The sequence below is a fragment of the Halovenus rubra genome, from assembly GCF_026586665.1.
GTDB classification, from domain to species: Archaea; Halobacteriota; Halobacteria; order Halobacteriales; family Haloarculaceae; genus Halovenus; species Halovenus rubra.
On the sequence record NZ_JAODIY010000009.1, the window covers coordinates 414,790 to 435,222 of the forward strand.

The 20,433-nt window shown below is 54.0% G+C and carries 21 protein-coding genes; 12 read left to right on the forward strand and 9 right to left on the reverse strand.

The features are described from left to right. The first annotated feature begins 5 nt into the window (after nt 1-5). Nucleotides 6-2,123: a thioredoxin domain-containing protein gene (locus N5098_RS08880; RefSeq protein WP_267637437.1), complete on the forward strand. Its 2,118-nt coding sequence runs from the start codon at nt 6-8 to the stop codon at nt 2,121-2,123. Between the two features lie 13 nt (nt 2,124-2,136). Here N5098_RS08880 and N5098_RS08885 read toward each other — a convergent pair whose 3' ends face one another. Continuing rightward, the gene (locus N5098_RS08885; RefSeq protein ID WP_267637438.1) at nt 2,137-2,514 is read right to left on the reverse strand and encodes a thioredoxin domain-containing protein; all 378 of its coding nucleotides are present in this window, start codon (nt 2,512-2,514) and stop codon (nt 2,137-2,139) included. Nucleotides 2,515-2,597: 83 nt separating this feature from the next. Here N5098_RS08885 and N5098_RS08890 point away from each other — a divergent pair, with 83 nt between their 5' ends. Together N5098_RS08890 and N5098_RS08895 are read left to right on the forward strand one after the other, a co-directional pair. Next, nucleotides 2,598-3,512, forward strand: coding sequence for a PLP-dependent cysteine synthase family protein (locus N5098_RS08890; RefSeq protein WP_267637440.1), 915 nt, complete (start codon nt 2,598-2,600; stop codon nt 3,510-3,512). A 187-nt stretch (nt 3,513-3,699) separates the two neighbouring features. Next, nucleotides 3,700-4,521: a DUF7839 domain-containing protein gene (locus N5098_RS08895; RefSeq protein ID WP_267637441.1), complete on the forward strand. Its 822-nt coding sequence runs from the start codon at nt 3,700-3,702 to the stop codon at nt 4,519-4,521. Nucleotides 4,522-4,545: 24 nt separating this feature from the next. Here N5098_RS08895 and N5098_RS08900 read toward each other — a convergent pair whose 3' ends face one another. Continuing rightward, entirely contained in the window at nt 4,546-4,959 is a 414-nt protein-coding gene (locus N5098_RS08900) for an Lrp/AsnC family transcriptional regulator (protein WP_267637442.1), read from the reverse strand. 102 nt (nt 4,960-5,061) lie between these two features. Between N5098_RS08900 and carA the strand changes: the two genes are divergently transcribed. Beyond that, the gene (gene carA, locus N5098_RS08905) at nt 5,062-6,108 is read left to right on the forward strand and encodes a glutamine-hydrolyzing carbamoyl-phosphate synthase small subunit (RefSeq protein WP_267637444.1); all 1,047 of its coding nucleotides are present in this window, start codon (nt 5,062-5,064) and stop codon (nt 6,106-6,108) included. A gap of 300 nt (nt 6,109-6,408) precedes the next feature. Here carA and N5098_RS08910 read toward each other — a convergent pair whose 3' ends face one another. Then, complete coding sequence (locus tag N5098_RS08910; protein ID WP_267637445.1) at nt 6,409-6,555, reverse strand: DUF8555 family protein; 147 nt, start codon at nt 6,553-6,555, stop codon at nt 6,409-6,411. A gap of 109 nt (nt 6,556-6,664) precedes the next feature. On the opposite strand from N5098_RS08910, the gene N5098_RS08915 reads away from it, so the two are divergent. Together N5098_RS08915 and N5098_RS08920 are read left to right on the forward strand one after the other, a co-directional pair. Further along, complete coding sequence (locus N5098_RS08915) at nt 6,665-7,120, forward strand: universal stress protein (RefSeq protein WP_267637447.1); 456 nt, start codon at nt 6,665-6,667, stop codon at nt 7,118-7,120. A gap of 100 nt (nt 7,121-7,220) precedes the next feature. Further along, the gene (locus N5098_RS08920) at nt 7,221-8,420 is read left to right on the forward strand and encodes an MFS transporter (RefSeq protein WP_267637448.1); all 1,200 of its coding nucleotides are present in this window, start codon (nt 7,221-7,223) and stop codon (nt 8,418-8,420) included. A 15-nt stretch (nt 8,421-8,435) separates the two neighbouring features. Here N5098_RS08920 and N5098_RS08925 read toward each other — a convergent pair whose 3' ends face one another. Together N5098_RS08925 and N5098_RS08930 are read right to left on the reverse strand one after the other, a co-directional pair. After that, nucleotides 8,436-9,536 (reverse strand): aminopeptidase, encoded by a 1,101-nt coding sequence (locus N5098_RS08925; RefSeq protein ID WP_267637449.1) that lies wholly within the window; start codon nt 9,534-9,536, stop codon nt 8,436-8,438. A gap of 57 nt (nt 9,537-9,593) precedes the next feature. Continuing rightward, nucleotides 9,594-9,863, reverse strand: coding sequence for a hypothetical protein (locus N5098_RS08930; protein WP_267637451.1), 270 nt, complete (start codon nt 9,861-9,863; stop codon nt 9,594-9,596). Between the two features lie 108 nt (nt 9,864-9,971). Here N5098_RS08930 and hemL point away from each other — a divergent pair, with 108 nt between their 5' ends. The 3 genes from hemL to N5098_RS08945 all read left to right on the forward strand — a co-directional run bounded on the left by hemL (nt 9,972) and on the right by N5098_RS08945 (nt 13,163). Then, nucleotides 9,972-11,309, forward strand: a complete 1,338-nt coding sequence (gene hemL, locus N5098_RS08935) for a glutamate-1-semialdehyde 2,1-aminomutase (RefSeq protein ID WP_267637452.1) — start codon at nt 9,972-9,974, stop codon at nt 11,307-11,309. After that, entirely contained in the window at nt 11,309-12,199 is an 891-nt protein-coding gene (locus N5098_RS08940; protein WP_267637453.1) for an HVO_0234 family beta-propeller protein, read from the forward strand. The genes hemL and N5098_RS08940 overlap by 1 nt, the downstream gene beginning before the upstream one ends. Before the next feature lie 121 nt (nt 12,200-12,320). Continuing rightward, complete coding sequence (locus tag N5098_RS08945; protein ID WP_267637536.1) at nt 12,321-13,163, forward strand: ribose-phosphate diphosphokinase; 843 nt, start codon at nt 12,321-12,323, stop codon at nt 13,161-13,163. A 73-nt stretch (nt 13,164-13,236) separates the two neighbouring features. Here the strand turns inward: N5098_RS08945 and N5098_RS08950 are convergent, their stop codons facing one another. Then, nucleotides 13,237-13,962 carry a nucleoside phosphorylase gene (locus N5098_RS08950; protein WP_267637455.1) on the reverse strand — a complete coding sequence of 242 codons (726 nt, stop codon included), beginning with the start codon at nt 13,960-13,962 and terminating at the stop codon, nt 13,237-13,239. Between the two features lie 127 nt (nt 13,963-14,089). Here N5098_RS08950 and N5098_RS08955 point away from each other — a divergent pair, with 127 nt between their 5' ends. Further along, a complete protein-coding gene (locus N5098_RS08955; protein ID WP_267637457.1) occupies nt 14,090-14,713 on the forward strand; it encodes a CheF family chemotaxis protein in 624 nt (207 codons plus the stop codon). Nucleotides 14,714-14,730: 17 nt separating this feature from the next. On the opposite strand, the gene N5098_RS08960 is transcribed toward N5098_RS08955, so the two are convergent. Further along, nucleotides 14,731-15,585, reverse strand: coding sequence for a DUF63 family protein (locus N5098_RS08960; protein ID WP_267637458.1), 855 nt, complete (start codon nt 15,583-15,585; stop codon nt 14,731-14,733). Nucleotides 15,586-15,665: 80 nt separating this feature from the next. On the opposite strand from N5098_RS08960, the gene deoC reads away from it, so the two are divergent. Next, the gene (deoC, locus tag N5098_RS08965) at nt 15,666-16,307 is read left to right on the forward strand and encodes a deoxyribose-phosphate aldolase (RefSeq protein ID WP_267637459.1); all 642 of its coding nucleotides are present in this window, start codon (nt 15,666-15,668) and stop codon (nt 16,305-16,307) included. A gap of 15 nt (nt 16,308-16,322) precedes the next feature. On the opposite strand, the gene N5098_RS08970 is transcribed toward deoC, so the two are convergent. After that, nucleotides 16,323-17,264, reverse strand: a complete 942-nt coding sequence (locus tag N5098_RS08970) for a hypothetical protein (RefSeq protein WP_267637460.1) — start codon at nt 17,262-17,264, stop codon at nt 16,323-16,325. 130 nt (nt 17,265-17,394) lie between these two features. On the opposite strand from N5098_RS08970, the gene N5098_RS08975 reads away from it, so the two are divergent. After that, the gene (locus N5098_RS08975) at nt 17,395-18,651 is read left to right on the forward strand and encodes a tRNA (N(6)-L-threonylcarbamoyladenosine(37)-C(2))-methylthiotransferase (protein ID WP_267637461.1); all 1,257 of its coding nucleotides are present in this window, start codon (nt 17,395-17,397) and stop codon (nt 18,649-18,651) included. Here the strand turns inward: N5098_RS08975 and N5098_RS08980 are convergent. Then, on the reverse strand, nt 18,627-20,378 hold the full coding sequence (locus N5098_RS08980; RefSeq protein ID WP_267637462.1) for a sensor histidine kinase: 1,752 nt from the start codon (nt 20,376-20,378) through the stop codon (nt 18,627-18,629). The two genes, N5098_RS08975 and N5098_RS08980, sit on opposite strands and share 25 nt — an antisense overlap. Nucleotides 20,379-20,433 lie beyond the last annotated feature (55 nt).

A 20,433-nucleotide genomic window follows, 5' to 3' on the forward strand; every position in this document is an offset into this window, starting at 1 on the left:
GAGACATGACAGACACTGCTGGAGGGAACCGTCTCGATGAAGAAGAGAGTCCGTACCTCCTCGACCACGCAGATAACCCGGTAAACTGGCAACCGTGGGATGAGCAGGCACTGGCAGAAGCCAAAGAACGCGATGTCCCAATCTTTCTCTCGGTGGGGTATTCGGCCTGTCACTGGTGTCATGTGATGGCCGACGAGAGCTTTGAGGACGAAACTGTCGCGGAGGTCCTCAACGAGAACTTTGTTCCTATCAAAGTCGACCGTGAGGAGCGACCTGATGTCGACCGCATCTACCAGACGACGTGCCAGCAGGTCAGCGGGCGCGGCGGCTGGCCGCTGTCGGCGTGGTTGACACCTAACCAGAAGCCGTTCTACATTGGGACCTACTTCCCCAAGGAGCCACGGCGCGGGATGCCAGGATTTGGTGAGTTGCTCAACGATATCAGCAACTCTTGGAATGACCCATCGGAACGTAAGGAGATGGAACAGCGTGCAGAGAAGTGGACTGATGGCGTCGAAGACGAACTAGAATCGGTGCCCGACCAAACCCACGAACCTGACAAAGAACTCGTTGAGCAGGCCGCAAAGGCGGCAGTTAGGGCCGCAGACCGCGAGCACGGTGGGTGGGCATCGGGACCGAAGTTCCCACAAACTGGACGGATCCACCTCCTCTTACGAGCCTACAGCGTAACTGAACGTGACGTATATCTCGACGTCGTTGAGGAAACACTCGATGCGATGGCAAACGGTGGAATGTACGACCACATCGGCGGTGGCTTCCACCGATACGCGACTGACCGTGATTGGACTGTCCCGCACTTCGAGAAGATGTTGTACGATAACGCAGAGTTACCGGTTGCGTACCTAGCAGGGTATCAAGTGACAGGAAACGACCGATACGCGACTGTTGCCGGTGAAACACTCGATTTCGTCCAGCGAGAACTCACGCACGAGGATGGTGGCTTTTTCAGCACGCTCGACGCACAGAGCGCAACAGCAGACGGCGAGCGCGAGGAAGGGACATACTACGTCTGGACGCCTGAGGAAGTCCACGAGGCCATCGAAGACGAGGACGATGCAACCCTATTCTGTGAGCGGTACGGGGTCACAGAACGAGGGAATTTTGAAGGCGAGACAGTGTTAACGTTCGACCGCCCGCTCGATTCGTTCACGTCGGAGGATGGCCGCGATATGGATGAAGTCAAGGATGCACTCGACCGGGCGCGCCAGCAGGTCGCAGCATCCCGCAACGAGCGACCGCGGCCGCCACGGGACGAAAAGGTACTTGCAGGCTGGAACGGTCTCATGATACGAGCATTCGCCAACGCCGCCATCGTGCTCGACGAAGAGTACGCGACGCCGGCTATCGAGGCCACCGAGTTTGTTCTTGACAACCTCTGGGACGAAGAAACAAACCGGCTTCAGCGGCGGTACAAGGATGGCGTGGCAAAAGTCGACGGCTATCTCGACGACTACGCGTTCCTCGCGCGGGGAACGTTCGAACTGTATCAGGCGACCAGCGACGTGCGGTGGCTCGAAGTGACAATGGACCTCGCAGAAGCAATCGTCGAGCAGTTCCACGATGATACTGCCGACACTCTGTACTACACCCCGGTAGACGGAGATTCCCTAATCACGCGGCCACAGGAGTTGACCGACCAGTCGACACCATCAAGCATCGGCGTCGCCACCGAGTTGCTCGACCAACTCAATCACTTCCGTAACGACGATACGTTCGGGACCATTGCTGCGTCTGTCGTCGAAACCCACGGGAACCGAACGAAGGCAAACCCTCTCCAGCACGCGTCTCTCTCTTTGGCAAGCGATACCGTTACTGCGGGAACACTTGAGGTGGCACTTGTGACAGATGACCCACCAGAACGCTGGAATGTCGAACTCAAAGACACCTATCTCGGGTCCCGAATCCTTGCGTGGCGTCCCCCAGAAGAACAAGCGCTAGAAGAGTGGCTCGACACGCTCGGTTTCGAGCACGCGCCGCCGATATGGGCTGACCGCAACCAGCCGACAGACAGAGCGACGGTCTACGTCTGTCAAAACAAGACGTGCTCACCGCCACGGAACCAACTCTCGACGGCGCTTGCCTGGGCAGACCGGATGGTCTAGAGCGTCCTCAGCGTTACTCTGGCATTCCGAGTTCTGCCTGTGCCTTCTCGGCGACAAAGACAGCTATCGGAACATTCTCGCTTTCGACGAATCGACAGAGTTCCTCGCCGTTCTGTTCGACCACCACAGTCGGAATGAACTCGATGCCGTACTCGTCGACTCCGGGACCGTTCTTTTCAGCATCCACCTCATAGTGTTCGATTCGTTCTGCAGGGACCTCTGCTGCGTCGAGTGCTGCACCGAAGTCAGGAAGCTGTGACCGGCAGTCAGAACACCAGTCTCCACCCCAGACTTTGTATACGAGGTCATCAAATGCTTCCAGTGTGTCGACAGTTTCTTCATATGCCCCAGCAGCCCATGCAGGATTCGGTTCGAGTGTTTTCAGTTCCATATTAAAACGATGATACCGACTCACCTTACACTACCGGTCCAAAGCCACCGCATATTTAACACCGAACGCCTGATTTCGAGAGTGTGAAGGGTTCGATACTGGAGACGCTTGGATCGCCGCTTGTCAGTGTCGACAGCCCGCAAGGAACAACGATAGCGGCGAAAGTCGAATCGTTCAATCCAAGCGGGTCGGCAAAAGCGCGACCAGCCGTTGCGATGGTTAAGCGGGCCCAAGAGTGTGGCGACCTCAAGCCCGGCGACACAATCGTAGAACCAACGAGTGGTAATACAGGTATCGGGCTGGCAATGGTCGGCGCTGCAAAAGGATACGATGTGTGCCTTATCATGCCACGTTCACGCTCGCCCGAACGCCGCCGACTGATGGCTGCGTACGGGGCTGAAATCGAACTCGTCGACGGTGACATCTCAGTTGCTCGGGAACGTGCCGACGAGTATGAACAGCAGGACGGGTATTTTTGTGTCCATCAGTTCGAGAACCCCGCTAACCCGGAGAGTCATTATCAAACGACTGGCACGGAGATACGTGAACAGGTTGATGGGCCAGTCAACGCCCTTGTGGCTGGCGTTGGGACTGGTGGCACTATCAGCGGTGTCAGCCGGCGGCTGACCGAAGCGTTCCCCAAAATGGAGACAGTTGCTGTCGAGCCCGTCAAGAACGCGGTCCTATCAGACGACAACGAAAGTGACGGTGAAGACGAGTTTCAGGGGATGGGTCCCGGATTCGTGGCTGACAACCTCGACACGGAACTGCTGGACGATGTTGAAACAGTATCACTCGATGACGCAGAAGCCGAGTGTCGCCGTCTTGCACAGAACGAGGGCATTCTTGTTGGACAGTCCTCAGGAGCCTCACTATGTGGGGCAAAGCGAGTCGCCCGACGGCTCAGAGAAGAGACAGACAACCCACGGGTTGTGACTGTATTCTGGGATTCCGGTGAGCGGTATCTGACGACTGGCATGTTCGATGCGTCTGAGTGAGGAATGTGCACAAATAACCCAGCAACGTAACAAAGGCGCGTCTCGTCGACAGTAATACAACCAGAGTAGCATTTATGAGCAACATTATTTTTTCATTCGAAACTCTGCTTGACTGATTCGTATGCAGACGCGGATACAGTGAGAACAAGAAAAACCTACTTGTGTAAGTGGACTGAATATACTGGTAATGGACGACGAGACCCCTCCCGAACGACGCTCTGGAGTTCTCCGTAGCAAGCGAGACGCAACCAAATACCAGATTCTCGTCGAGATAGCCGAACGCCAGCCTGCAGTCAGTCAACAGGAGATTGCCGATACAATCGGCGTGACATCACAGGCAGTGAGCAACTACTTACAGGAGTTAGTTGAGGAAGACGCCGTCAACAAGCTCGGGCGCGGTCGATACAAGGTGACAAAAGAGGGGGTTGACTGGCTCATCTCCGAAACCGACGCGCTTGAAGCGTTCGCCACACACGTCTCCGAGGAGGTCATCGGGCCAGCAGATATTGGGAGTGCACTGGCGAGTGGCGATATCGCGGAGGGTGACCGCGTTTCCTTGACGATGCGCGACGGCTACTCCTACGCAACGCCAGGGAGTGCAGGTGATGCGACTGGGGTTGCCGTCACCAGTGCCAAGGCTGGGCAGGATGTCGGCGTCACCGATTTTGAAGGTGTCGTAGACCACGAACTCGGGGCAGTCACAGTCATGTCAGTCCCGTTGGTACAGGATGGCGGAAGCCAAGAAGTTGATAACGCCGTCGTTTCCGAGCAAGCGGCTGACCACGACCGTCTGGCAACTGCTGGCCCCGAAGCCGTAGCAACGGTCAGAGATGTCGACCTCTCACCAGATATCCAGTTCGGAACTGCCGAAGCTGTCCGTGAGGCTGCAGTCAAAGGGCTCGATGTATTTCTCGTCGTCGTTGCTAACCAGCTCTCGGTCCATACTGATAAGCTCCGAGATAGTAACATTGCCTACGAGGTTATCGACGGTGCAAGCCACGAGATGTAGCAAATCTGTTTGCCGGTGGCGTGTTCACCCAAGCCACTCATCCAGAATCAGTCTCGTCGTCGTGCTCACAACATCATCCATCTCACGGGCGCGAGCAATTAGCTCGTTGAGGCTGCGTGTGTCAGTCGTATCGACGACAAGCACAATATCTTCGTCACCAGAAACTTGCCAGACAAAGTCGACCTGCTCCCACTCGGCCATCTGTTCAGTTAGACCGCCAGTGTGGACGTTGACATCGACGGTAATCTCTACCATCGCTTTCACATTGCCAGTCCGTGTTGCGACGGTAAAGCGCTCAATGACACCAGATTCGACCATCCCCTCTACTCGGTTTCGGATGGTCCCTTCCGATGTCCCGACCTCTTTGGCAATTTCGGTGTAGGGTGTCCGCGCATCTCGGCGGAGAATCTCAAGTATTTCGCGGTCCAGTTCGTCCATCGGGATACGAATGTATCTGCTGACACTACTTGAACGCTACGAATTTCGTAACTCAACTTCGAAAGCAACGCTTATGAGCGGGTGTTTCGTACGCATCTCGTAATGAACGATGCATACATCGCCGTTGAAGGCGACCGTATAATCGAAGCACGGGCGCGGTCTCAGGGGACCACACGTGGCGAGTTAGTGTTTACAACAGCATACACAGGATACGAGGAAAGTCTGACCGATCCGAGTTATGAGGAACAGCTATTGACCTTTTCGTATCCTCTCATCGGAAACTACGGCGTTCGCAAAGAACGGTTTGAGTCCGATCGCGTTCATCCACGTGGTGTACTTGCTCGTGAGATGACTGAAGACGTTGCCCAGTGGCTCCAGAGTCAAGATGTCCCCGCTGTCGACCATCTTGACACCCGTGATATCGTCACGGAAATCCGTGATGAGGGGGCGATGAAAGCCGGTATTGCCGCCGGACCGGACGCCACAGAAGCGGACGCACTTGCAGAGCTCGACGAGTGTAGTCATATGTCGAGTCATACCGATATCGGTGCACAGGTCTCTGTCGACGAACCAACCATCCACAATCCGGACGGAGACGGAACACGTGTTGCACTGCTTGACTGTGGTGCAAAAGGGTCGATTATCGACTCACTTGTCGCGCGCGACGCAACTGTCCACTCGCTCCCGTATGATGCGTCGGTGAGCGATGTCGAGTCAACAGAGCCGGATGTGCTATTTGTCTCGAACGGTCCAGGCGACCCAGAAAACTTCGAACAAGCTGGTGAGGTTGTCAGTGCGCTTGTCGGAGACGTCCCACTCGCCGGTATCTGTCTTGGACAGCAGGTCGTCGCGAACGCCCTCGGTGGTCGGACAGAGAAAATGGAGTTCGGCCATCGTGGAGTAAACCAGCCTGTCCGTGACCTCCGTAGCGACCAAGTCATCATGACTACGCAAAACCATGGTTATACCGTCGCTGACCCTGGTGACAAGCTCAACGTCACGCAGGTGAATGTTAACGACGAAACGCCCGAGGGACTAGATAATGACAGTCTCAATATCATAACCAGACAGTACCACCCTGAAGCAAATCCCGGCCCCAACGACTCGCTATCGTTCTTCGACGATGTCGTTGCGATGGCCGAAAAGTAACGGCTTTTCAGCGACAGATATCTTCGACAGCACAGACCAGCGACAGGCATAACGTCCGTTTAGTACGACGTTTTCTGGAACCGTGTCTCTTCTCTGAGACACGTTTCTTTATCATGTCTCAATTATGCCGACCGAAGCATCTACAGTATCATTCAAAAACGGAAATGGAAAGCGTCCGTGCGTGAAAAAGCGCACGGACGCTTGCCGCCCTGAATTGGTCCCCGCTGACGCTTCGGCCCTCCAGACGAAGCGTCAACTGATACTATTTGGGTACAGTGTTATAAATGTATTGGCTTCGGCTTACATATGCTCTTCTTCAAGCACCCATCCAAGCGCACGTTTGTAGTAAGTAAACATCTGTTTGACACCTTCGTGGTTCATATCTTCCGATTCTAGTTCCTCTGTAAGGAACTCGTATTGCTCCCGTATTTCTTCCTCGTCTCGCATAGATGGTAGTTGGACTCGATAGGCCAAAGCGTTTCGTCGTCGTGTGAACAGCTCTCTAGTCTGTGTGATATTCGTAGATACTTTTAGAGATGCCTGTAAACAAAGCGGTATGGATCGAGCACTTGCTGTTGTCGAAGCCAAAGAAGCGACAAAAGACCTCGTAGCTGAAGCCGGAAAGCTGGCTGCGGGAGTGGACGCGGAGCTGGTTCTTTTACACGTAACAACCGAAGAAGAGTTTCAGGGACGTCGGAGCACACTGGAAAATGTTGCGGGTCTAGATACTGAGTACAATGTCGATAACGCGAGGGCAGGTGCCCAGCGGTTTGCCGAAAAGGTCGGCATTCAGGTCCTCGATGACGGCATTGAGTACTCAGCACTCGGTCGCATCGGCAACCCTCAGGAACTGATACTCGATACGGCTGAGCAAGAAGAGATTGACCATATCTTCGTCCACGGGAAACAGCGATCGCCAACCGGGAAAGCTGTCTTTGGCGACACGGCCCAAGCGATTATCTTGAATTTTGACGGCCCCGTAACTGTCACAACGAGCAAAGAAGAAGAGTAAGGCCCATGCAGTAAGCAACGATAGCTCAGAACGTTTAGATGGTTGTCAGGCTGGGTGAAAGTTCGATTACTTCTTGAGGGTACGCACAAACCACGATGTAGTGTCACGACGCGAACTGTTTGGGTCGCTCTGTTCGATGGTGTTTTTGGTCAATCTTGCACGCCTTATTTTTGCACCGCTTGTGCAGCCAGCCGCTGCAGATTTCAACAACGTGTCAGCAACTGAGCTTGGTATTGTCGCTACCGCCGCCTGGCTCGGCAGTGCGTCACCACGGCTCCCGACTGGGTATCTGCTTACCTGGCTTCCTCGTCATTACATTATCGCGACGACCGGGGGTCTGCTTGTTGGGACCTCCTTCTTTACAGCGCTGTCTCAATCGGTGACTCATCTCACGGTCGGTGCGTTCCTGATGGGACTCTCCAGTGGGATGTACTTCATCGCGGCAAATCCGCTCGTCAGCGAACTGTTTCCAACAAAAGTCGGAACTGCACTGGGTGTCCACGGGACGATGAGTCAGGTCGCGGCCGTTCTCGCTCCACTCTTTGTCAGTGCAATTCTGATAGTGGACAACTGGCGGACCACGTTCTACCTGATTGCTGTCGTCGCTGCGGTAGCGACTGTTGGCCTACTCGTCGCAACTCGACGAACAGAGCTTCCCACAGCAGGAACTGAAGACCGTAGCCTCATGTCTGCCGGAAAGGCCCAATGGAAACTCATCATTACTGGTGTCGTGTTCGTTGGGGTGACCGGTTTCCTTTGGAACGGGTTGTTCAACCTCTATGGAACTTATCTCGACACATCGAAAGGAGTCGATGCCGGGACAGGCCGATTACTTCTCTCGCTCATGTTCGCGGCAGGCGTCCCTGCTTTCTTCATTACCGGCCGCCTTGCTGACCGTATCCCGAATGTCCCACTCATCATCAGTATCATCTCTAGTTTTTCGGTGCTGGTGCTCGTGTTGACATTCGTTGAGGGTATTGTTACCATCGCTGTTGTAAGCGTAGTCATGGGGTACGTGATTCACTCGATGTTTCCGGCAGTGGATACGTATATGCTGTCGTCGCTTCCAGACCACCATCGAGGCAGCGCGTACGCACTCTTTTCAGCAACGATGATGCTCATTCAGGCCTGGGGTGCAGGTGCTATTGGCACTGCAGTCTCTCAAGGAATTAGCTACGATGCTGTCTTTCGTGCACTCGCGGTACTTGTCGCAGCAATCGTGTTTGGAATGTTCCTTCTCTACCGGGGTGGCCGTCTCCCGACCGGCGGCAACCCGGGGACGACACCCGGTGAGACCTGACAGCCGAAGGCTGAGTCAAAACTTGTCTTCCCACCGGAAGAAACCATTGCGCTGTATTAGGTCACCGTCGACAGTAAGCTCAGTTCCTGCCTCACGCATATCGGTAATAAGGTCAACGTGGACCGCGCTGTTGTTACCCGACTCACCATCTGGAAGGTTCGCATCGTACGCACGGCCCAATGCGAGATGTACTGTCCCACCCATTTTCTCGTCGAAGAGAATCTGGTCAGTCACGCGGTCGATACCGTGATTCATCCCGATACCGAGTTCGCCAAGGCGACTCGCTCCGTCGTCTGTCTCGATAATACTAGAAAGAACGTCTGTGCCCTGTGAAGCCTTCCAGTCAACGACCTCACCATCCTCGAAGGCCAGCCACGCGTCCCGAAGCTGTGTGCCACGAACAGTCATCGGAACGTCGAACGTAACCTCGCCCTCAGTCGCACATGGCGCTGTGAACACCTCACCACTCGGAAGGTTATGAGAATTATAGGCGACGCTAGCGGCGCTATTGACTGCAGTGCGATTGTCAATTGACATGGTGAGTTCTGTCCCATCGCTTTCTTTCCGGATGGTAACCTCACGCCCGTCGTCAAGAATCGATTTCAATTTCGCCATCTCGTCGGCAAGAGTGGACCAATCTCGGAGAATTGCGTCATAGACAAAATTACAGTACGTCTCATAGCTCATCCCCGCCTGCTGGGCGAGTGCCCGCGTTGGGTGGACTGTCGAAACCCAGTCGGTGTCCATGCGAGCCTCCCTGAGTTCCCCACGTGCCTTTCCGTAGGCTTGCTGTGTGTCCTCAGAGACATCAGCGGCAGCGCTCGTGTTTCGTGTCCCGCGGAGCGAGAGGACGCTGTCGGCCTGTTTGTACAGTGAGTGCTTGAACGCTGGACTCTCGTCAAATTCCCCATCGTGAGCACGAAGGTAGGCACGGTTCATCTCCGAAGAGCTGTATACAGCGTGATAATTTGCACCAACATCTCCCAGTTTCTCGGCGACTGCCACGCCGAGAGCATGTGCTCCTTCGCCGACGCTGACAACCACGTCGTCACCGGGTTCGATTCGTGCACTCCACTCGACTAACGTCTGGGCGTGTTCTCTGACACGTGGGTCCATGCCCGGACGCTTGGACTGGTGGAACAAAGAGGTTGTTCACTTACGGGAGAAGATAGCTTATGACTCCAGGACAGCGATTCCACAACCAGTCATCGACTCGTATTTTTTCGGCCACTCGATGTCGACCCGGTGCCGGGAACGCGCACTATCGGTTGATGGAAGTTCTGTTAATCCTTCTAGTTCTGTCCATGAGCCGCCACCATCTGTCAAGCAGTACACAGCGAGACAGTCCACGCTGTATCCGACCAGCTGTTCACAGGCAGTCGGTGCTTCCTGAAGACTCGTAACGACAAGCACCCCGTCGTTGAGTGCTGCGAACGCGTCCATCCGTTCGTTTCGTCCGTTGCTACACAAAGATAGCGAGGCAAGTGGTGATGAGTTACCCGAACGGCGTGAGGCAGTACATTCTTTCTGTCCCACTGCAAAGGAACGAGTATGAACCACGAGCAGTCACGGTCGCTGTACGACAGAGCGCTGTCAGTTATGCCTGGCGGCGTCAACTCTTCGGTCCGAGCCACCCGTCCCTACCCGTTTTTTGTTGACAGCGGTGACGGCGGGCACGTCGTCGACGCCGACGGGAACAAATATCTTGATTTCGTCATGGGGTACGGGCCGCTGTTGCTTGGTCACGACCTCCCAAAGCAGGTCCAATCTGCCATCCAGCAACGGGCAAGCGAGGGGCCGATGTACGGCGCACCAACAGAAGTCGAAGTAGAACTGGCAGAGTTTGTCTCCCGTCACGTTCCAAGCGTGGAGATGACCCGCTTCGTTAACAGTGGAACTGAAGCAACAGTTTCGGCTGTCAGGCTTGCACGGGGGTACACCGGACGAGAGAAAATAGTCGTTATGCAATGTGGGTATCACGGCGCACAGGAGTCGACACTTGTTGAGGGGAAAGGAGACGACACCAGCCCCTCTAGCCCGGGTATTCCCTCGTCGTTTGCCGAGCACACCCTCACAGTCCCGTTCAACGACAAAGCGGCTGTTCACAGCGTCTTCGAAGAGCATGGCGACGATATCGCGGCTGTCCTCACCGAGCCAATCCTAGGGAACTACGGTATCGTCCACCCGGTTGAAGGGTTCCACGAGACACTCCGAGACGTGACTGAAGAACACGGTGCATTGCTCATCTTTGACGAGGTTATTACAGGCTTTCGTGTCGGCGGCCTCAAATGTGCACAGGGAAAATTCGATATTGACCCTGATATAACGACCTTTGGGAAAATTGTGGGTGGTGGCTTCCCCGTCGGCGCTATCGGTGGCAAAGCTGAGATTATCGAACAGTTCACTCCAGCCGGCGATGTATTCCAGTCCGGAACCTTCTCGGGCCACCCAGTAACGATGGCAGCGGGACTCGAAACGCTGCGCTACGCGGCCGAGCACGACGTGTACGACCACGTGAACACGCTGGGCGAACAGCTCAGGGCAGGCCTCACAGATATCGTGGCCGACCAGGCACCCGAATACACTGTGGCAGGCACAGACAGTATGTTCAAGGTGTTGTTCACGCGCGAGGGGCCAGATGATCAGACGGGCCACTGTGAGGCTGGCTGTAAACAGCGTCCGGACTGTCCCAGATACGAGTACTGTCCGAAAAATGGGAGTGATGTCAAGCAGACCGAGACCGAGCGATGGGAGCGGCTGTTCTGGCCAGCAATGAAAGAACAGGGAATCTTCCTCACGGCGAACCAGTTCGAATCACAGTTTATCTGCAATGCACATACGGAGGAAGATATCGAGAAAGCTCTAGACGCATACAAGGAGGCACTGTGATGGCAGGACCGGATACTGAAGATGAGACAGACGGCGACAATGCCACAGACGAGCGGTCGCTGTTCGAAGAGCGGTACGGAGAGACAATCATCTACGTTGCAAGTGAGATTGGTGTTGTCCGCGTTGCGGTGTCGCGTGCCCGGGTCGGGGAATATGGACTCATCAAGCGCTGTACTGCGACCGATATCGCAACAGATGACGGAGGTGTTGTCGTTGGGTCTGAAGAGGATATCTTCGCAGGGACTGTCGAAGCAGACTCATTCACAGCGCTTGGATTCGGCTCCAAGGCGGCAGTCGGTTTCGACGACGACACGGTCTATGCTGCGAGAGCAGACGGTCGAGTCAGCCGGCTTGAAGATGTTTCGTTGGGTGAGTCACTGGAAAAGACCGACTGGGAGCAAAGCGGAGCTGTAGCAGGACCCAGTGAGTTCGATGGGTCCCTGCTGGCTGCCGACGATGGTGTCTTTCGTGTCGGTTTGGAAGCCAAGCAGGTTGGCGACCTCTCTGACGTAACTACTGTCGCTCGTGGTCCAGAAGAGGGCTGCCAACTTTTGGCGGGAACAACGAATGGTCTGTACGAGTATGTTGATGACTGGAAGCAAGTGCGAAGCTGTCCAGTTAGAACGGTTCTCACCGACGGTAACAGAAGCTGGGTACTAACCGAAAGCAGCGAGATACTCCGGCGTGACGGGCAAATGTGGACGGAACTCGACACACCGAACACCGAACATATCGTCGACATTGCTCGGGGAGAGAGTCTTTATGCGGTCACAGAGGCTGGTGAATTGCTCGTCGCTGCGAGTGCCGATATGACGAGCGATGGTCACGAAGGGTGGCACTCACAGCGGATTGGCGCTCGCGGTATCCGGGCACTGAGTACACTGGCCTAAAAGCAGGCAACGAGAGATGACAGACAGACCAGCTGGACCCGAAGCGCCGTTTTCAACAACTAGCTGTCTGTGGAGAGTTACAATCGAAAAGGCATTCAATGCGGACAGCGAGTCCTCACACATGATTATTACTGGATCAGCCAGCCAAACGCTCGCCGCGTCACTGGCAAGCGAGACAGAGCACGAACTCGCATCGGTGGCGTTTGAGCGGTTTCCAGATGGCGAACAGAAAGTCCAGATTGAAGACACTGTGGACCACGCAATCGTCGTTGCTTCGACGCTCTCAGACAGCAGCCACGTCGAACTCCTCCAGCTTCAGGACGCCGCTCGGGAGGCGGGTGCAACAGAAGTGACAACCGTTATCCCCTACATGGGATACGCAAGACAGGACAAATCATTCCAAACAGGAGACCCAGTCTCAGCGCGGGCGATGGCACGAGCACTCTCGACTGGGACAGACAGGGTGCTTACCGTTAACCCTCATGAGCGAGCGGTGTGTGACTTTTTCGACGTGCCAGCTACGCCGGTAGATGCCGCCTCACATCTTGCGACACCGCTTGACTCGCTCACTGACCCGCTGTTTCTTGCGCCAGACCACGGTGCAGTCGACCTAGCACAAACTGTGCGTGATGCCTACGGCAGTGGCGAGGCTGACCACTTTGAGAAGACACGGCACTCCGGCACTGACGTAGATATCGAACCAAGCGACGCTGCCGTTTCGGGACGGGATGTTGTTCTTGTCGACGATATCGTGGCTACTGGGGCCACAATGAGCGAATCTGTTGCTGTTCTCAATAAACGAGGGGCGAACCGGGTCACTGTTACCTGTGTACACCCACTTCTTGCCGGGACAGCCCAGCTACAACTCTTCCAAGCAGGTGTCGAAGCAATATATGCAACGGACACAATTGAACGGACTGTCAGTGCAGTAAGCGCCGCACCTGCTATCGCCCAAAAGCTATAGACGAGCAGTTAGTCTGGATTGTATCCGTTCTATTAGGACCTAGCACCCGACAGCTAGCTGTTGGGTATCCTGTTCAGAGATTGCTTGTGGCTTCAAGCGAGAGTTCGATTGCACGTTCGACATTGTTCTTTGCTTTTGGTGGGAGTTCCTCGTCTTCAGTTTCTCCTTTCTGTGTGCCTTCGACAAGGTTGCCGTCGACGGTACAGATAGCACCAGCTCGCATGTCTTTCCGACGAGCAAGCGTGAACAGTGCAGCCGCTTCCATCTCGACGGCGAGCATTCCAGCCTCTTCCCAGCTTTTGACATACTCTTCGGTCTCGGCATAGAAGGCATCGTCAGTCGCGACTGGACCGACGTGGACAGTTTCGTCACGTGTCTTGGAGACCGAAACAAGCTCCGAGAGTACGTCGTGGTGAGGGACTGCAGGGAGTGTTGCGCGTTCGTACCGTTTTGTTGTCCCTTCATCTTTGGCTGCACCAGAGGCGACAATCATATCACCAATTTCGATTCCATGCTGCAGTGCGCCACAGGTCCCGACACGGATGACAGTCTCGACGCCAACCTGGTCAAGCTCTTCTATTGCAATAGCAGCCGAGGGTGCACCGATACCTGTCGAGCAAATTGTCAGTGGCCGTCCATCGTAAGAGGCGTTGACAACTTTGTACTCTCGGTTCTCAGCAATAGTCTCAACATCTGAGCAGTGGCTTGCGATGCGGTCGACACGCCCGGGGTCACCGGGGACAAGTGCGATATCGGTCAGGTCTCCATCTTCAACGAGCAGATGTGGCTGTTTTCCCATATCAGTAGCTTTCTGGTCGGATACTAAAAAACCGTCTTGTCCGGGGTAACGACACCTCGCATAAGCCCTAACAGATAAGGCATACGTCTCATTTTTTCGTATCTGTTAAACAGAAGTAGAACAGCTTATGGCCGCAAACCCAATCAGTGGCCTGCCTACCTATGTAGATACAGAAACGGGGCCACAAGAAAATGGAACCGAAGGCAGTGTTTCGGTGACTGAGCAGAAAATAATACTTTCTAGCTCGGACGGAGAGACTACGTTCCCGTTATCTGCCGTGGCTGACATACGTGTTGGGCACGTACCGGATATTCTTGGACCGGTGCCATCAGAAAAAGTACCTGTCACAATTGCGTTTTCAAGCGACAGTACGTTGTCAGTTGCACTCATTGCAAATCAGGAGGCTGTGGCAGAAAAATTTGCACTCCGTCTAATAAAAGAGATACTGGACGGCACTACGATCCGGGTCAAACATCCGGCCCGGGTTGGCGATTCGGACCCCAAAAGCTCGTTTGAACAGGGCGTTGTCAGTGTATACCCGGATAGGTTACATTTTGACACAGGACAAGATGCACAGATTGAGACAGACAATGTACGAGGGTTTAAACAGACACGAAAAACGGTTCAGGGAGCTCAAAAACCGTTGGTAGCGATTGACTTCGTTCGAGACGGCACCCTGTTTCGGTCGTTACTGCAAGCACATGACCCACAAATAACCTCAGTTCTTGGAAGATTCCTTCAGTACACCTGATGTGATGATGTCCTCACTCACGGTGAGAGAATAAACAAAAAGAAATTGTGAGTGGCTGGACCGAACCCAAGCGCCGCCACGAATGCAAACAGCAAGTTAGTTGATGTCTCGTTGTCCTTGATACCTCTCGAAAAGTAGATAACGATGGCCGAAGCCAGAAACGTCTTGAAGATAACAAACAGCCACCCACTTCCGAGTAAGTCTGCTGTCGGAAGGCCACTGGAGAAGTCAAGAATAGCTCTTGGGATTGCCGACCGTTCGCCAGCATCAAGCACGTCCACTCCAATCGCTGTCGTAACGGCGTCAAACATATGTGCAAAGATAACGAGTCCGCCAACGTACTTGGCTCGTGCGAGGATATAGGTTCGCCAGGCACCGATGCCAAAGTAGACGACGGCTGTAAAGACAAGAGAGAGAAGAAGGCCTAACATCGGCCAAAGCGGCTCCATTGGTGAAACCGCCGGGTCTAGACCCTGCCAGAAGACGAGAGCCACGAGTGGTATAGCGACACCAAGACCAGTCGCACTGAGATACTGTGGGACTCGCTTCCGAAGTTGGCTACTCGGGACAATTATGGTCGACATAATCCAAACGATACCCATCCCAACAAATGTTGTCAGGTAGACCGCAGGTGCTCCAAACAGCGGTGCGACATCAGGCGGATATATCCGAACCTGAAATATTTCCCCAATCTGATAAAAAACGTGAAGAACGCTACCAGCAATCATCCACGGTAAAAACGAGAGTACTAATCGTTGATTAATCGGTGGTCTAATAGCAAAGAGGAAAGCAACAATAAACCCGCTACTAACGAGCAGAGCTGCCGATTGAACAAGTGAAGGTAAAGCGAAGTCTGCAAACGGTGCTGTCATATCAAATTCATCTCTGCCGTCGGGTCAAAACTGTTCCGAATCTCGAAGGGAACTTTAACCCTGGCGAGTTTGCAACCGGTATGGAAGCGATTGCAGATAAAATTGAGCACACAGTCCTCGGTCCGGAGACAACCTGGACCGATGTCAAAACGGTCCTCGAAGAAGCGTCTCAGTACGAGATGCGGGCCTGTATTCCGCCATGTTATCTGGAACAAGCCAACGAATACGAACCATCGGTCGATCTGACAACAGTTGTCGGGTTTCCACACGGTCAGCACCTGACCGAAACAAAATGTCAAGAGGCAAGTCACGCATGGGCCGCCGGAGCAGCTGAAATCGACGTGGTTGCCAATATCGGATACATCAAGTCCGGTCACTTTGACACACTCAAATCTGAGCTTGGAGAAGTAGTAGCTGCAGTGCCTGTTCCCGTCAAAGTAATTCTCGAAGCTCCGCTACTCACCGACGAGGAACTCAAAAATGCTTCTCGTGTGGCAGCTGAGGCAGATGTGGACTACCTGAAGACAGCGACAGGTTTCAGCGAAGGCGGCGCAACGGTTCACGATGTCGAGCTAATGAGCCGACACAAACCAGTTAAAGCAAGCGGCGGCGTTGGCTCTTGGTCGTTTGCCAAGGAACTGTTCAACGCAGGAGCAACGCGTATCGGCGCATCAAGCGGGGTAGCAATTGTCGAAGGGTACCGAGAGAAGCATCGGGACTGACTCTCCTCGTGTGTCTCAGGCCAGGTCCGCTGTGAAGCGCTCGCCATCAGCGTGTGTAACCACCACTTTCTCGGGGTCAAAGTCGCCAAGGTTGACTGTCGCTTCGTACTGAATTGTACCGGTACATTGTTGACAGACGCCATCTTCTGATTTTGTCGCCACGACAATCTCAAGGTCCCGGTCTTCAGTAGTCAGCTCTGAAACAGTGGCTGTATGACACGGGTCGGCAGCGTTGATAGCTCCGTTGACCCGGAGCGTTGTCTCGTTGTGCATTGTATCGACAGTTTCATCGCCAGTCGCACAGCCGGTTTCAACCGTTTTTATCTCTTGTAGCCGTGGCTCAGCGCCGTCTGAAGAGTGACTGGTTTGGTCTTGTGTTTTACCCCCATTAGTAGCGTTGCCTCCTGTATTGGGTTGGTCAGGCAAGACGTCTGGGGCTTCATCAGCATCAACCGACGTCGTTGGGCCTCCATCAGCGTGTGAGGCTGTGATAGTTTCAACAGCATCGCTCGACAGCTTGACCGTAGACTCGTATTCAATCGCACCAGTACACTGGATACACTCGGCATCACTATTATCCGGTTGGGCAGTGACAGTAATCGACAGTTCTGTATCCGATACCGATGTGTCAACAGCTACTTTGTGACATGGTGTGGGCGCTTTTTTCACGCCGGTCACCGAAACGACGTTGTCCGACACTGCAACTGTTATTGGGTTTCTATTTGGATTCAAGCAATTTGCCTCGATAGTCGTTGCTGAGACGTCTGTAACCGAAAGCTCCGCAGAATCGTCGGTGCCGGAACCGTCGGTGCCAGAATCGTCGCTATCGGAGCCGTCAGTCTCCTCATCAGATTCAGTACTGTCGTTTTCCGACAGTACGGCAAGACACCCAGCCAGGCCAGCGAAGCCTGCAGTTGTCAATGAACCGAGAGCCTTGCGTCGTGATAGTTCAGGCATATTCTAACCAACGGGTAGCACTGATAAACCACTCTTGAACACTCAAATCACTGTTTAACCGTCAGAACGAATAGAGTGCACTGGGTCGAAGCGTCGGGTTTTAGTCGATGGTTCTCTGATAAACTGGTAGATGGCCCGGTATCACATCGAGACATATGGGTGTACATCGAATCGCGGGGAAAGCCGCCAGATAGAGCGGCAGTTACGCGACGGGGGACACCACCCGGTCGACGGTCCCGAGAACGCTGACGTTGCAATCCTTAACACCTGTACTGTCATCGAAAAAACCGAACGAAACATGCTCACACGGGCCAAGGAGCTTGACGAGGAGACGCCAGGTGATCTCGTTATCACAGGCTGTATGGCACTCGCACAAGGCGAGGAGTTCGAACAGGCAGGTATCGACGCCGAGGTGCTCCACTGGGATGACGTCCCCGAGCACGTCAGAAACGGCGAGTGTCCGACAACGACGCCAGATGCAGATCCGATACTTGATGGTGTTATCGGCATCCTCCCGATTGCCCGTGGCTGTATGAGCGACTGTTCGTACTGTATCACGAAACGCGCGACGGGGAAAATCGACTCACCACCTGTCGAGGAAAACCTGAAAAAGGCACGGGCATTGGTGCATGCGGGTGCCCGAGAAATTCGCATCACAGGGCAGGATACTGGCGTGTATGGCTGGGACGACGGTGAACGAAAGCTGCACGTGTTGCTCGAACGAATCTGTGAAGAGATTGATGGGACGTTTCGTGTTCGTGTCGGAATGGCGAACCCGAAAGGTGTCCACGGAATCCGAGAAGAGCTTGCAGCGGTGTTCGCCGAGCAAGAGAAAGTCTACAATTTCCTCCATGCTCCTGTCCAATCAGGAAGCAACGACGTGCTCGGCGACATGCGTCGCCAACACAACGTCGAGGAGTTCGTCGAGGTAGTCGACACGTTCGATGACCATCTTGATGAGTGGACACTGGCGACCGATTTCATTGTTGGATTCCCATCCGAAACCGAAGACGACTACCAACAGACTCTCGAGTTACTCGAAGAGACACGGCCCGAAAAAATCAATATTACACGGTTCTCTAAGCGCCCCGGAACAGATGCGGCAGAGATGAAAGGCCATGGCGGCCAGATAAAAAAGGACCGCTCGTCCGAGATGACGGACCGAAAGATGTCCGTTGTTGGTGCAGTGTACGAATCGATGGTCGGAACTGAACGCGAGATTCTTATCGTCGAGAACGGAACCGACGATTCGATGGTCGGCTACGACCAGTGCCACCGGAAAGTCGCGATTCCCGGTGCAGAATCCGACGGTGTTGAACGTGGTGACTTCGTTACCTGCCGGATTACTGGCCACAACACGGTCTACGCACTCGCAGAACTTGCCTGAACGACGGGAGGACTTGCTTCTTTCGGGAGTGTGATTGACACCGTTGTGCCACTTTCGCCTATTTCGAAATTGACAGAGCCGCCGATCCGTGTCGTTCCCCATTTGACCAGCCAGAGTCCGAATCCACTACCGTGGTCGAGACTTGTTTCTTGTCCTTCCCGAAGTGACTGAACTTCGTGGTTAGGAATGCCCGGTCCGTCATCGACCACCTCGATAAGAAACTGGGAGTCACGTTCGGTCACGGACAGAGCAATGGCTGTGGATTCGCTGTCGTCGTGGTATGCTGCGTTATCAAGTAACTGCCAGAGAACCGACCGAAGAATGTCTGGATTCGTCTGGACTGTACTGCCAGTCTGATCAGTAGATACCTCCGCGTTTGGATACTCATCGACGAGCTTTTCTTCCAGTTCGTTGAACATCTTCCCAAGACTCACGGACCGGGAGTAATCTTCGGGCTCCGCAATCACTTTTTCAAACTCGCGAGCCATCTCACCCGTTTCGATGAGGTCGTTGACAGTCATCGACGCTTTATCGAGCATTCCCGCAACCGTTTCATCATCGGTGCGTTCGTCAGCGGCCGAGACGTAGCCAGCGACAACCGACAGGTCATTCCGGAGATTGTGACGGAGAATACGGTTCAAGACTGAAAGTCGTTCCTCCCGTCGAATCTCCTCAGTAATGTCCTGAAAGAGGAGTGTATAGCCGACCCGCTCACCAACGCCAGCGGTGAGAGGAGAAGACTGGACGACATATTCGGCAGTGTTTTGTCCTTTTTGAACAGTGATGTGCCAGTCCGTATTATTCCCCAGAGACTGTTCAACCATTTTTGTTCCGTCGGTCTCGTCGGCACTAATGCGTTCAAAAATTAGTGACAGTGGCTGCATGAGTGTCGCTGTCCGGTCAAGTTCAAGTTGTGTTTCAGCAGCAGCGTTTAGCTCGACGATTCGCCCTTCCTCTTCGATAACAATAACAGGCGCACGGAAGTCAGATATTGCAGACTGCTTGGCAGCCCGGTTTGTCGCTGGCGAAACTTCGAACATGTCACTGCCAACAAACGCATAGAGGTCAAACATGACATGTGCGATGAGCAACGGTGCCGCCCAGTTAAGTGGTGTTTCCGGAGTGAGCTGAAACAGCCACACAAGTAATCCAACAACGGGTAATGCGGGACTGAGTGCAACCGCCAATGCCTCCGACCGGAACAGGGAGCCGTAGTCCCAGACAGTATCGACGAGCAACAAGACACCGGCCATAGACCAGCCAAGCGCCCCGACCAGTGTAATATAAAATAGAACGTTAAACTCGTAAGTTGCAACAGCGGTCCCAAAGACAGATACAACCGAGAAATTATTCCAGAACAACTCGTGCCAGAAATTAAGAGGCAAGAGAAGGGTCACACTAAGTGGAAAGACAAAGAGAATCCGGAAGTACCACGACCGACGGATACTCCGCCGACCAGTGTACTCTAAGGCAAACCCCAGAAACGGCACACCGAGCCAATGGAACGCAACCAGTCCAAATATCTCTATTGCCCATCGAATCTCTTGGTTGAAAACCGTGAGTCCAATGGCGTACGCGAAGACAAAAAGCGTCTGTGCAAATAATGCACCGGCAAGCCATAATGCACCGGGCTTGCCTCTATACCCGATGAGATACCGAATGAGATACAGTCCACCGAAGCCCGCTACGAGACACAGGATAACAGGCCAGCTAACGAGGGCACTCACAATCCCATCACAGTTTGACGTTTTTTCGCCTCGATACTATTGAATGTTCCCCACA

Bases quoted from the DNA above. Each gene is read 5' to 3' on its own strand.
- N5098_RS08880 (WP_267637437.1), top strand. From the start codon at position 6: ATGACAGACACTGCTGGAGGGAACCGTCTCGATGAAGAAGAGAGTCCG.
- N5098_RS08885 (WP_267637438.1), bottom strand. From the start codon at position 2,514: ATGGAACTGAAAACACTCGAACCGAATCCTGCATGGGCTGCTGGGGCA.
- N5098_RS08895 (WP_267637441.1), top strand. From the start codon at position 3,700: ATGGACGACGAGACCCCTCCCGAACGACGCTCTGGAGTTCTCCGTAGC.
- N5098_RS08900 (WP_267637442.1), bottom strand. From the start codon at position 4,959: ATGGACGAACTGGACCGCGAAATACTTGAGATTCTCCGCCGAGATGCG.
- carA (WP_267637444.1), top strand. From the start codon at position 5,062: ATGAACGATGCATACATCGCCGTTGAAGGCGACCGTATAATCGAAGCA.
- N5098_RS08910 (WP_267637445.1), bottom strand. From the start codon at position 6,555: ATGCGAGACGAGGAAGAAATACGGGAGCAATACGAGTTCCTTACAGAG.
- N5098_RS08915 (WP_267637447.1), top strand. From the start codon at position 6,665: ATGGATCGAGCACTTGCTGTTGTCGAAGCCAAAGAAGCGACAAAAGAC.
- N5098_RS08925 (WP_267637449.1), bottom strand. From the start codon at position 9,536: ATGGACCCACGTGTCAGAGAACACGCCCAGACGTTAGTCGAGTGGAGT.
- N5098_RS08930 (WP_267637451.1), bottom strand. From the start codon at position 9,863: ATGGACGCGTTCGCAGCACTCAACGACGGGGTGCTTGTCGTTACGAGT.
- hemL (WP_267637452.1), top strand. From the start codon at position 9,972: ATGAACCACGAGCAGTCACGGTCGCTGTACGACAGAGCGCTGTCAGTT.
- N5098_RS08940 (WP_267637453.1), top strand. From the start codon at position 11,309: ATGGCAGGACCGGATACTGAAGATGAGACAGACGGCGACAATGCCACA.
- N5098_RS08945 (WP_267637536.1), top strand. From the start codon at position 12,321: ATGATTATTACTGGATCAGCCAGCCAAACGCTCGCCGCGTCACTGGCA.
- N5098_RS08950 (WP_267637455.1), bottom strand. From the start codon at position 13,962: ATGGGAAAACAGCCACATCTGCTCGTTGAAGATGGAGACCTGACCGAT.
- N5098_RS08955 (WP_267637457.1), top strand. From the start codon at position 14,090: ATGGCCGCAAACCCAATCAGTGGCCTGCCTACCTATGTAGATACAGAA.
- N5098_RS08960 (WP_267637458.1), bottom strand. From the start codon at position 15,585: ATGACAGCACCGTTTGCAGACTTCGCTTTACCTTCACTTGTTCAATCG.
- deoC (WP_267637459.1), top strand. From the start codon at position 15,666: ATGGAAGCGATTGCAGATAAAATTGAGCACACAGTCCTCGGTCCGGAG.
- N5098_RS08970 (WP_267637460.1), bottom strand. From the start codon at position 17,264: ATGCCTGAACTATCACGACGCAAGGCTCTCGGTTCATTGACAACTGCA.
- N5098_RS08975 (WP_267637461.1), top strand. From the start codon at position 17,395: ATGGCCCGGTATCACATCGAGACATATGGGTGTACATCGAATCGCGGG.